The 12,460-nt window shown below is 45.2% G+C and carries 11 protein-coding genes; all 11 read right to left on the bottom strand.

Annotated elements, in window-relative coordinates:
- Positions 1-39: 39 nt before the first annotated feature.
- The 11 genes from ACPUYX_RS01305 to era all read right to left on the bottom strand — a co-directional run bounded on the left by ACPUYX_RS01305 (position 40) and on the right by era (position 12,277).
- A complete protein-coding gene (locus ACPUYX_RS01305) occupies positions 40-360 on the bottom strand; it encodes a type II toxin-antitoxin system RelE/ParE family toxin (protein WP_426377943.1) in 321 nt (106 codons plus the stop codon).
- Position 361: 1 nt separating this feature from the next.
- Positions 362-607 (bottom strand): type II toxin-antitoxin system prevent-host-death family antitoxin, encoded by a 246-nt coding sequence (locus ACPUYX_RS01300; protein ID WP_426377942.1) that lies wholly within the window; start codon positions 605-607, stop codon positions 362-364.
- A 257-nt stretch (positions 608-864) separates the two neighbouring features.
- A complete protein-coding gene (ppdK, locus tag ACPUYX_RS01295; RefSeq protein ID WP_426377941.1) occupies positions 865-3,519 on the bottom strand; it encodes a pyruvate, phosphate dikinase in 2,655 nt (884 codons plus the stop codon).
- A complete protein-coding gene (locus ACPUYX_RS01290; protein WP_426378300.1) occupies positions 3,512-4,321 on the bottom strand; it encodes a pyruvate, water dikinase regulatory protein in 810 nt (269 codons plus the stop codon). Before ACPUYX_RS01290 ends, ppdK begins: the two co-directional genes overlap by 8 nt.
- Before the next feature lie 165 nt (positions 4,322-4,486).
- A complete protein-coding gene (locus tag ACPUYX_RS01285) occupies positions 4,487-5,128 on the bottom strand; it encodes a helix-turn-helix transcriptional regulator (protein WP_426377940.1) in 642 nt (213 codons plus the stop codon).
- A 480-nt stretch (positions 5,129-5,608) separates the two neighbouring features.
- Complete coding sequence (glyS, locus tag ACPUYX_RS01280; protein WP_426377939.1) at positions 5,609-7,684, bottom strand: glycine--tRNA ligase subunit beta; 2,076 nt, start codon at positions 7,682-7,684, stop codon at positions 5,609-5,611.
- A 1-nt stretch (position 7,685) separates the two neighbouring features.
- Positions 7,686-8,576: a glycine--tRNA ligase subunit alpha gene (gene glyQ / locus ACPUYX_RS01275; RefSeq protein WP_426377938.1), complete on the bottom strand. Its 891-nt coding sequence runs from the start codon at positions 8,574-8,576 to the stop codon at positions 7,686-7,688.
- A 332-nt stretch (positions 8,577-8,908) separates the two neighbouring features.
- A complete protein-coding gene (locus tag ACPUYX_RS01270; RefSeq protein WP_426377937.1) occupies positions 8,909-9,373 on the bottom strand; it encodes a DUF4342 domain-containing protein in 465 nt (154 codons plus the stop codon).
- Positions 9,366-10,160, bottom strand: coding sequence for a DNA repair protein RecO (recO, locus tag ACPUYX_RS01265; RefSeq protein ID WP_426377936.1), 795 nt, complete (start codon positions 10,158-10,160; stop codon positions 9,366-9,368). The genes ACPUYX_RS01270 and recO overlap by 8 nt, the downstream gene beginning before the upstream one ends.
- A 556-nt stretch (positions 10,161-10,716) precedes the next feature.
- Positions 10,717-11,361 carry a deoxyribose-phosphate aldolase gene (gene deoC / locus ACPUYX_RS01260; RefSeq protein WP_426378299.1) on the bottom strand — a complete coding sequence of 215 codons (645 nt, stop codon included), beginning with the start codon at positions 11,359-11,361 and terminating at the stop codon, positions 10,717-10,719.
- Position 11,362: 1 nt separating this feature from the next.
- On the bottom strand, positions 11,363-12,277 hold the full coding sequence (gene era / locus ACPUYX_RS01255) for a GTPase Era (RefSeq protein WP_426377935.1): 915 nt from the start codon (positions 12,275-12,277) through the stop codon (positions 11,363-11,365).
- Positions 12,278-12,460 lie beyond the last annotated feature (183 nt).

The raw sequence follows: 12,460 nt of genomic DNA, 5'->3' as shown, positions 1-12,460 counted from the left end.
ATTACGAAACACTTCCTGTAATCAGTGATTTTCATTATCTTAACCACTTGTGTGAATTCCAAAAAGTATCTGTACAAAATCCTGCCGTTCATTTAGAATTCTAACGATTAGCACTCTATTACCTTTAAGTCTATAGAATACATAATTTCTTTCAATGAAGATATACATATACTCTACAGGAACATCAATCATTCTTCCCAGATCTACACCTAATGCTGGATATTCCTCTAATCTTCTAACGCTACCTGTAATTTTAGCAAGAGCCTTTTGGGCAGCATCAACTCCAAAATTCTCAATGATATATGCCTTGATTTTCTGTAAATCCTCCAGAGCCTTCGGAGAGTATTCCACTTTTCCCATACTACAATCCTAATGAAACTTCTACTTCATCAGCAGAAAGCCACCCTTTCTCCCTGGCTGATTTTTCCCCTTCCTCAAGCTGTACCATAAGCCTTATCGTTGCGCGGAGTTTATCAAGTTCTTCCAACTTAATAATTGCATATTCACCTCTTCCATTTCTGGTAAGGTACACCGGATTGTTGTAGGCTACCTCTTTGAGTACTTCTGTATAATTTCTCAAATCGGATATTGGTTTAATATTTGGCATTTTCATCACTCCTAATAAATATTATATGTCAAACTATTTAAAACAACAACGTAAATTAACACGTTAATTTACAGCATTTGATTGCTTAATTTTCAAAATGGTATTCAATTGGTATAACCCTTGTGCCGAATCGGTTGGTAACAAAAAACAGGGTACTGTACTTTAAAAATATTAAGTAACAGTACCCTGTTTCGAATTCTTATCATAGCCCTCAAACTTTAGGTATATTTGTGGGCTTTACCTTACTATTTTCAGCCTTACTTCGATTGGTCTTTGTTGACAACAGCCGCCTGAGCTGCAGCTAAACGAGCGATCGGAACCCGGAACGGCGAACAGGAAACATAATTCAAGCCCACGAGATGGCAGAATTCCACAGAATTCGGCTCCCCGCCGTGTTCTCCGCAAATTCCCAAACTAATATCCGGGTTAGAACCTCGGCCGAGTTTCACAGCCATATCAATCAACCTTCCAACCCCGTCACGGTCAAGTACGACGAAAGGATCAGATTTCAGGAGGTTCTTTTCCAGATAAACGGGCAGGAACTTACCTTGAGCATCATCACGGGATAAGCCCATAGTCATCTGGGTTAAGTCGTTCGTGCCAAAGGAGAAGAAGTCAGCCACTTTACCGATTTCATCTGCCAGAAGGGCAGCCCGCGGCACCTCGATCATAGTTCCTACGTGATATTTAATTTGAACATTTTGTTCACCCATTACCGCTTGAGCTGTGTCGTCAACCAGTTTGCGCATCATCACAAACTCTTCTTTGCCCATAGTCAGCGGAATCATGACCTCGGGATGAATATCATAACCTTCTTTAACTAAGCGGGCACTGGCTTGGAAAACAGCTCTTGCCTGCATCACTGTGATTTCGGGGAAGGAAACTCCCAAACGGCAGCCACGATGGCCTAACATGGGGTTAAGCTCAGAGAGAGCACGGACTTTGCGTAATAAACCCTCTTTTTCATTTAACGCTTTCGGGTCGCTCTTAGACATACGAAGTTTCGTAATCTCAACAATCAGCTCTTCAGAGTGCGGCAAAAACTCATGCAAAGGCGGATCCAAGAGACGAATGGTTACAGGGAAGCCTTCCATCGCTTTTAAAATGCCATAGAAGTCTTCTTCTTGCATGGGCAGCAATTTAGCCAGAGCAACTTCACGTTCTTCCAAAGTTTGCGCCAGGATCATTTCCTGCACGATGGGAATCCGTTCAGGGTCCATAAACATATGCTCAGTTCGCGTAAGGCCGATTCCCACGGCACCAAAATTCCGGGCATTGGTTGCTTCAGCCGGAGTATCGGCATTGGCCATAACTTTCAGGCGGGAAATTTCATCAGCCCAGCCTAAGAACTCTTTAAACCCTTCACTTAATTCAGGATCAACCATCTTGACTTCGCCTTTAATAACTCGACCTGTTGCCCCATCAATTGAGAAAAGAGTTCCCTCAGGATATTCAACACCGTCAATAGCAACCAGCTTTTGGGCATAGTCAATTTTTAAAGCATCACAGCCGCAGACAGCCGGTTTTCCCATATGACGGGATACTACCGCTGCATGACTTGTCATACCGCCGCGGCTGGTTAAAATCCCTTGAGCCGCCAAAATTCCGCGGATATCGTCAGGAGTTGTTTCAGTACGGACAAGAATAACCTTTTCGCCTAATTGTCCTAATCGTTCTGCCTCTTCAGCGCTAAAAACGATCTTGCCGGAAGCGGCGCCTGGCGAAGCCGGAAGACCCTTGGCCAGAATTTGGAGTTTTGCTTCTCCATCCATCCGACGATGAAGCAGATGATCCAGTTGCTGAGGTTCGATGCGCATGACCGCTTCTTCTTTAGTAATCATACCCTCATGGTAGAGATCGACGGCTACTCGGATAGCTGCTGAAGCCGTTCTTTTCCCATTACGGGTTTGCAGCATATACAATTTGCCCCGTTCAATGGTAAATTCAATATCCTGCATATCTCGGTAATGCGCCTCAAGGCGTTGGGAATTTTCCACAAACTGTTTGTAAATATTTTCGTTTTCTTGGGCTAAAGTAGCAATAGGCTGGGGTGTACGTATCCCTGCTACCACATCTTCACCTTGGGCATTCATCAGGTATTCCCCGTAAAGTGCTTTCTCCCCAGTCGAAGGATTGCGGGTAAAGGCGACCCCGGTTCCTGAATCTGATCCCATATTGCCAAACACCATGGACTGTACGTTGACAGCCGTTCCGATATCGTGGGGAATATTATTAATGATGCGATATACATTGGCCCGGTCATTATTCCAGCTTCGGAAAACGGCTAGCACGGCCAGTTGCAGCTGTTCTTTCGGATCCATCGGAAAAGGCTTTCCTGTACTGCGAAGAATCTGTTTTTTGTACTCGCCAACCATCCATTTAAGGCTTTCTGGGGAAAGCTCCGAATCAAAACGAACTCCCTGTTTATCTTTAGCAGTCTCTAATATTTGTTCAAATAAGTAATGTTCAACCTCAAGGACCACATCGCCGAACATTTGAATAAAACGGCGATAGCAATCCCAGGCAAAGCGCTCATTTTGAGTATTAACAGCCAAGGCTTCCACAGTATCGTCATTCAAACCAAGGTTAAGTACAGTATCCATCATGCCCGGCATGGAGAACTTTGCTCCAGACCTTACCGAAACAAGAAGCGGATTTTTCTTATCGCCAAAGAGTTTTCCTGTAGCAGTTTCAACATCAGCCAAGGCCGGCCAAACTTGATCCCACGTCCCATCCGGAACGTTTTCTCCGTTAGCATAATACCCATTGCAGGCCTCCGTGGTAAGTGTAAATCCTGGAGGTACCGGCAGCCCAATTTGAGTCATCTCCGCTAAGTTAGCGCCTTTTCCTCCTAACAAGTCGCGCATGGATGCTTTCCCTTCTCGGAATAAATAAACATACTTCTTAGCCATTTCGCTCCCCCTTAAACAATATTTCTAACACAATGCTCGCAGTTTCTTCAACTGCTTTGCCTGTTACCTCAACGATTGGACAGCCTATACGCTTCATAATCCCCCGCGCATACTCTAGTTCCTGCATAATTCGCTCTAAGTTTGCGTAATCTGCCGAAGCACCTAAACCGAGAGTTTTTAAGCGCTCAGTACGTATCTGGTTCAAAAGTTCTGGCCGCAGAGTCAAACCAATTATTTTCCGCGGCGATATTGCATAAAGTTCATCCGGAGGAATTACTTCCGGAACCAACGGAATATTTGCAGCCTTAAGTCCTTTATAAGCTAAATACATACTCAGAGGAGTCTTGGAGGTTCGAGAAACCCCAATCAATACTACATCCGCATAAAGAACTCCACGGGGATCTTTACCGTCATCATATTTTACGGCGAATTCAATGGCCTCAACTTTCCGGAAATACTGCTCATCCAAACGATGAATAATATTAGGAGTATGAGTAGGTTCCATCTCCGTCTGCTTAGAAAGGGCCTCAATCACAGGGCCCAAGATATCCACCGTTTTCAGGCCTCTCTCAGCCGCCCTTCGCTCTAAATAATCTCTAAGGCCTTTCAAGACCAAGGTATAGACTAGAATAGCCTCTTCCGCCACAGCTTCTTCCAAAATCTCCTCAAGATGCGCTTCATCCCGTACATAGGGAACCCTTCGGATTCGAGTTTTTATACCGACAAATTGTGCTGCAGCCGCCCGGCCTACAAACTCGGCCGTTTCACCGAGGGCATCTGAAATTACATATAATACAGGCATTGGGCCCGTTACGTCCACACGACTACACCTCCGTCTTATTCCAAATTTACATAGAGACCCCGCCTACTTCTGACCTCTGGATATGTATCGCTACTCAAACTCTGAATACTCAATATAGCAGATGACCAATCTCACTCATTTTGATCGCTCATAGTCATTGTCGCGCTATGCTTTTGTCTCAGCAATCTGCACAAAGAGTTTCGTTACATTAGTCTTTGTGAAACGCCCTACAACCTCATAGCATTCTTCTCCGTTTTCATCAATGAAACTTTCAACAACCGGCAAGCTATCAACCTGATGCTGAACAAGCTTTTTGGCTGCACTATACACTGGTTCATCCGGAGTCGTCATAAAAATGTTGGGCATCCTTGTCATAATAACCCCGACTGGAACTTGCTGAAGATCTCCCTTGCCGAGAGACGCTTTCATGATATCTTTACGTGAAATCATTCCCAAGAGCACCCGCTCCGACCCAACGACCGCTAGACTTCCAACGTTTTGTGTAAACATCGTCACAGCTGCTTCATAGATACTTGCACTTTCCGGTATAGTTACCGCCATCGACTTAAAAGAACAAACTCTTAATTGAAGCAGCCTTTCCATCATCGGGGATGGTCCAAGATCATCTCGGTACGAATACCCAACACGCGGTCTGGCCACTAAGACCCCGGACATCGTCAAAATAGTTAAATCCGGGCGGAGGGTGGCTCGCGTCAAATCCAGCTTTTCCGCAATTTTTTCACCGGTTATGGATCCTGCTTCTTTAACGATCTCCACAATTCGCTGTTGACGATCCGTCCATTCCAACCCATTTCACCTCTTAATGATTCTTTCTACCTTTAATGTGACATACTAAATGAGGTTTACGCGTTTAATTATATCACATTATATAATCCTTTTACTAGATAGTGTTTATTTTTTATCGCAATAACTTACCAATTTGTTCAATTTGAATAACCTTTTATATTATTTAAAAAGCTTAAAACAAATAATCGTCACCAGGAAACAACGATCAGAAAACATATTTTAAGTTAGACTTATCTGAAAAAACAGAATCCCACTCAATACCCTTTAGTTAAAGTCATTTCAAAGTACATTTCTAACCAACGGCACCCTAAAAAGTTATTTTCCTGGTCATTAATCCAATCAGATTAATCATGTATTTTCTTTAATTAAAGCTAAGGATGGAGCGACGAGCCCCATCCCTAAGTCCTTAATCCAAAGGAAACTGGCTTTACTGAGTCATAGCGAAAGCAAAGCCTTTAATTGCACTTATAACATTGAATCTTAAGCTAAAACACTTAATTCACCTAAGCACCCTAACATTTTAACGCACTCTCCCAACAAGGCGAGTCGATTGTTCTTCAAGTTCACATCCTCAACCATAATCATGACTGCTTGGAAGAGCGCTTCAATCAAAGGAACAAGCTCTCCGGCCAATTGGTACGCTTCCCCAAAGCTGCCATCATTCAGGGCTTTGACAAAACGTTCTCGGCGCTGAGCAATCCCTTTTTCTAAAGCCACTTCGCTCGCATCAACCAACAAATTAGAGTTCAGATTTTGTTCAGATTCTTTTTTCGTCAGATTAAAACAACGGGTATAGGCTTGAAGGTAAGATACAAAGCCTTCCTCTTCACGTTTTTCCGCAAGTACCTGTGCTTTTTGCAGAACACAGTTTAATTGGTCTCCGCCTTGAGCCAAAACGGAATCCACAGTATCATAACGCAGTCCCTGTTCCTGGAGCACAAACCTTAACCGTTGTTGGAAGAAGTCCTGCAGGAGTTTCATGATCTCCTCCAACGGCAGCAGCGAAGTACCCTGTTCCCGAAAGGAACGATATGCTTCCTGAAGAAGCTCTGTCAAAGAAAGGTTCCATCCGGACTCCAGGAGTATTGCCACAATCCCTTGGGCTTGGCGTCTTAAAGCATAAGGATCCTGGGAACCCGTCGGCTGAATTCCAATCCCAAAGGCTCCAACGATAGCATCCAGTTTATCCGCGATACTGACAACGCGGCCTGCTTCAGATACCGGCAAACTATCACCGGCAAAGCGAGGTTGATAATGTTCGAAAATTCCCTGACATACTACCGGATTCTCACCGTTCGCCCTTGCATAATCCGCGCCCATAATACCCTGCAGTTCAGGAAAATCGCTGACCATTAAGGTAACAAGGTCGGCCTTTGCCAAATAGGCTGTGCGGTCAATATTCTCCGTAAGGGATTTGGCATAGCCTAATGTTTCGGCGATAAAACGAGACAGCCTGCGCAAACGTTCTACCCTTTGCTCGACGGTACCCAGTTTTTCATGATAGACAACTTTCTTCAGCTTAGAAACAAGCTCACTCAGCGGCACCTTCTGATCTTCTCGATAATAAAACGCGGCATCCTCCAGACGAGCTTTTAAAACCTTTTCATTGCCGGCCTTAACAACATCCAAAGCAAAAGCATCACCATTGCGCACTGTAATAAAGTAAGGCAAGAGTTTCCCTTCCTTGGATCGAACAGGAAAATAACGCTGATGTTCGCGCATAGGCGTCGTAATGACTGCTTCAGGCAAATGCATGTAACGATCCGCGACTTCACCCAACAAAGCGGTAGGATATTCTACGATATGGATGACTTCCTCGAGAAGCTCTTCATCGTCAGGAACCTCTCCGCCCACCTTTTCCGCAAGGGCTTTGATTTGTGTTTGTATTGTCACTTTTCGTTCTGCAGGGTCTACAATGACATAAGCCTTGCGCAAAACCTCGCCGTAATCTGAAGCATTCTCTATTAGAACAGAGTCTTTTGCTAACGTGCGATGTCCCCGTGTACTGCGGCCGGACTCCAGACCCACAAATTCAAAATTAACGACCTCGGTGCCATAAAGAGCCACGAGCCAACGGATCGGACGTGCAAAACGGAAATCCAAGTCTCCCCAGCGCATAGGTTTCGGAAAATGCAGGGCATGAATCATGTCTTGAGCTAATTGTGGCAAAAGTGTCGCGGTCTCCACACCTATTTCAGATTTGCGGGCAAATACATAAGGCACACTGTTAACCTCTTGGACAAACAAATCTTCCACGGTTACACCCTGACCTTTAGCAAAACCTTGGGCAGCCTTTGTGGGAACCCCCTTGGCATCATAGGCCGCTTTGACGGCAGGGCCTTTAACTTCTGTCAGCAAATCTTCCTGCTTGTCCTGAAGGTCCCTTACTAAAAGGGCCAGCCGCCGCGGTGTGGCATAAATCTCCAGTTTGCTATAGCTTAAGCGAAGTTCCTCTAAACGCTTACTTGCTTGTTCTTCTAATTGTTTCATGGCACCCGGGGAAAATTTAGCCGGGATTTCTTCTGTTCCGATTTCCAGTAAAAAGTCCTTCGCCACCTTATTTCACCTCTTTCAGGGAATTATTCTTGAGCAAAGGGAATCCCAATTTCTCGCGTTGCTCCACATAAGCCTGAGCGCAAAGACGGGCAAGGGCTCTTACCCGCCCGATATAACTGGTGCGCTCTGTAACACTGATCGCTCCGCGAGCATCCAAAAGATTAAACGAATGCGAACATTTTAAAACATAGTCATAGGCAGGCAGAACCAGCCCCTTCTCCACAACTCGTTTAGCTTCACGTTCATACATATCAAACCAAGTCTGTAAAGCTTCGATATCCGCTACTTCGAAATTGTAATGAGAGTAGTCAATCTCATTCTGCAAATAGATATCTCCATAGGTTACATCTCCGACCCATTCAATATCGTAAACGCTGTCTTTATCCTGAATATAGGTTGCCAGCCGCTCTAAGCCATAAGTGATTTCAGCACAGACAGGTTTACAGTCAATCCCTCCGCACTGCTGAAAATAGGTGAATTGGGACACTTCCATACCGTCAAGCCAGACTTCCCAGCCCAGGCCCCAAGCACCCAAGGTCGGAGACTCCCAGTTGTCCTCCACGAAACGAATATCATGTTCCTTGGGATTAACACCGATACGTTCCAGACTATTCAAGTATAACTCTTGAACATTGTCCGGCGAAGGTTTGAGAATAACCTGGTATTGAAAATAGTGCTGTAAACGATTTGGATTTTCACCATAGCGTCCGTCCGTCGGCCGACGGGATGGCTCAACATAGGCCACATTCCAGGGTTCAGGCCCAAGGGCACGTAAAAAAGTAGAAGGATTCATCGTGCCAGCCCCTTTTTCCACATCATAGGGCTGAGCAATAATGCAACCTTGTTCCCCCCAGAACTGATTAAGGGTCAGGATTAAATCTTGAAATTTCATAGTCCAGCCTCCTAGGTTAAGAATTAAGTTATTAAGCTGAAGGAATTTCGGCAAATAAAAAAGCACTCACTCCCGCAGCCATAACGGCTACAGGGACGAGAGCTTGTTCCCGCGGTTCCACCCTGTTTGACCCAAGCAAAGGGTCCCCTTAATTTTCTAACACTCAGAGCCGCCCCATTTGCCATCTCATTCGGCTTCCACCATCCCCGAACTCTCTAAAGAGACCTCCGCAAACTTCCTGCCCATCATCGCATTCTTAGGTTAATTAATCATAATTATATGCTGTAAATAAAATTGTGTCAAACGTTTATGGTATTTTTTTCCTAAAGATATTAATCCTCGCTTGCTACGAAATTATAGCCTTCATCATTATAGATCGAGGGCTTGTCAACAGAATCAATTTCCAAATGAAAATGATTTAACGCCGCTCCGACAGCCCCAACAAGAGCCACCATTCGCAAGCTGGGTTTTCTCCAGACCGAGTAGGCTAATGCTACCCCCAAGGGAGCCGAAAGACTTAAAACCGTCGTGTCATTTCTCTTCAGATTAATCTTCGTCCGATTAAACTCCTTCATTTTAGCTTTAATACTGTCCCACAGTTCCTCCCCGCGATCAGGAATCCCCTCACATATCTTTATCCTATCGTGTTCATGCCGTTCTCTCTCTAAAGAATCCAAGGCCTTTACCACATCACCCTGAGCCGAATTCAAAGCAGCACGGGCTTCCTCGTATCCGATGCCCATACGTTCCCGTAAAATATCCATCTTCTCAAGTTCCGACCACAACGCTTCACTCAAATTCTTTTCCTTCCTTTCCGTTAAAAGATCGGATATGACGTTCTAAGCCATCACTAATAGTGTTGCCCAATCTCCAGGATTTAAGAGGCCTTTCAAACTTATGCTCCAAATAATGCCGCAATGTCTCCAGAACCTCCTCCCTCATCCAAGCAGCCCAACGCAGCCGGTCAAGCTTAGAAAGATCAACCTGAATCAACTGACGCATAAAAGCAATACTGCCCGCCCGAACCATCCGCCCGGAATAACTCTCCCTGCATCGTCCACAAAGCGTACCACCTGCTTCAGAACTGAAAAACAAGCGTTCACCTTGTAACATCTCCCCACACTCCACACAATCACCCAAATGAGGCCGATACCCTAATATGACCATCAAACGCAGAGCATAAGCACTGAGCAAAAGAGACGTTTCATACTGTTCAAGAAGAAATAAACAAGTCAGCGTCAGCGTAAAAAGTTCAGTATTAGGCTGCCCCGAAATCGTCGAAATATCTAAAAGCTCCGCCATAGCCGAAGCTGCCAAAGAACGATCCAGATCTGACCAAAGGTAAGAAAAACTTTCCTTCGGACTGCACTGGCTCACCGTATCTAAGCTCTTGCCCTTATGAATTAAAAAATCCCCATATGTAAACAACTGCGCCCCAGCCCTTTGACGACTCTTAGGTTTTCTCACTCCTTTAGCAACAGCCTGAATTTTCCCCATCTCCCGGGAAAAAAGCGTGAGCACCCGATCCGATTCTCCAAATTCTCGGCTCCGGATCACCAACGCGTCCGCATGATAAACGGCCACGCCCTCAACCCTTTCTATTCTTTGTTATCTCTAAGGCAACTATACATGAACACGGGGTGAACACGGGGGACGGTCCTTTTAACACACTAAGCCAACACCGATTGCAAAACATGACAGGGAATAGCCTCAGAATCAGAATAAACATAACTACCTTTGCAAACTGAAGGCACCCAACTCCAACAGTGCTTAGGGAGCAGTTATCACAATACTCCCATCCGTCCCCTGACCCAGCTCAAGATGCTGCACGACGAGAGAACCATCCGGTAAACCCCAATTCAGACGGTGCACATACAATGTGCCGTCACCACATCATCCCCGTCGTTCCCCCGACCATAAGCCCAGGACGCAGTATGACAAGAGCGTGAAGTCTTTACGTAAGCAGTTAGCAAACTCCGCGAAAGCGACTGACCCCAGACACGGGGCGGCGCATAGGACGTGCGCCGCCGCCATAGCGCCACGGAGGGCGCTTATGGCGGGAACCCCGCACCCCAAAGCAGTCGCTTGAACGGCTAGTTTGCTCTGCGTCGTATGACTGAGCGCTCTGTCATACAAGTCCTCACTCAAGTACCGCGCTCGTCCCCAGCCTCTCCGCGCCGGCCTCTACCAACTGAAGAGCAAACTCCTTGGTCCTTATCCCCCCGGAAGCCTTGACCTTAACATTTTCCCCAACCCAATTTTTGAGGTTTCGCACATCCTCAACAGTCGCTCCACCACCGGCAAACCCAGTCGAAGTCTTAATATAATCAGCACCGGACCGTTTAACAATCTCCGCCACTGTTTTCTTCTCATCATCCGTTAATAAACAAGTCTCAATAATGACCTTGATTAAAAGCCCGCAACCATGAGCGGCTTCGACAACCCGGACAATATCCCGTTCAACCGCGTCCCACTTACCGGACTTAGCCCAGCCAACATTAATAACCATATCGACTTCTTTGCCCCCATGAGCTTTAACCATATAAACTTCCGAAACCTTTGCTTCTGTAAAGGTAGCCCCCAAAGGAAAACCAACAACAGCAGCCACACCAATTCCCGTACCAAACAAAAGCTTAGCCGCTGTCTGAACATAGGAAGGATTCACACAAACCGTTGCAAACTTATGCTCCTGCGCTTCATGACATAAAACAACAATATCTTTTTCAGCAGCCTGGGGCTTTAAAAGCGTATGATCAGTCATACTCGCTAAATTAACTTCACTCATTTTATTCATCCCGCTCCTTCCCATACCCATAATTACGCAAACTGTCGGCCCGATTACGCCAATCCTTCTTCACTTTAACCCAAAGCTCCAAAAACACTGGACTTCCCAGCAAAGCCTCAATGTCCTGACGGGCTAAACTTCCAATCTCCTTAAGCTGTTTACCCTTGGCCCCGATAATAATGCCTTTTTGAGATTCACGCTCAACAATGATCAAACCCCGAATCTTAACTAAAGTCTTCTTCTCATGAACCTCTTCGATCACCACAGCAATTGAATGAGGAATTTCATCACGAGTCAACTGTAAAACCTTTTCCCGAATCAATTCCGCCATAATAAACCGCTCCGGCTGATCCGTGACCTCGTCCTCAGGATAATACATCGGCCCCTTAGGCAAAAGATCAAAAATAACTTTCAACAGCTCATCCGTATTCTCCCCAGTTTTCGCTGAAATAGGAACTATTGCCTTAAACTCAGCCAAAGAAGAAAACTGCTGGATTTTTTGCAGCAATTGTTCTTTATCCAACAAATCAACCTTATTCAAAACCAGCACAACCGGTGTCTTAGTATGCTTAAGCATCTCAATAATGTACTCTTCCCCAGAGCCAAATTCCGATGAAAGATCAACCATATACAAAATAGCATCCACTTCGCGCATCGATTCCTTCGCTGCGCCGACCATATATTCCCCTAACTTATGTTTAGGCTTATGTATCCCGGGAGTATCCAGAAAAACAATTTGCCCCCGTTCCTCTGTTAAAATACACTGAATACGATTGCGTGTCGTCTGAGGCTTATCAGACATAATCAGCACCTTTTGCCCTAACAAATGATTAAGCAATGTAGATTTTCCCGCATTCGGCCTACCAATTACTGAAACGAAACCGGAACGGAATTCTTTCGAAGTTATTGAAACCAACGGTGAAGTCACTTCCCTATTCTTAAACTTTAGTTCTTTCTTCTATACTTACCATAACCCTTAGATGTAGCATCTATTCAGTTCGTGCTTTGCAATCACAAATTGAAAAGCATTCCCATAAAAGTAAATGTTCTGATCCATTCCAAACTGCGCTGCAAGAATGCCGTCCCCTAATTCGTCACT

The organism is Desulfosporosinus sp. SYSU MS00001 (assembly GCF_049943955.1).
GTDB lineage: Bacteria > Bacillota > Desulfitobacteriia > Desulfitobacteriales > Desulfitobacteriaceae > Desulfosporosinus.
This window is presented reverse-complemented; position numbering and strand designations above follow the sequence as displayed.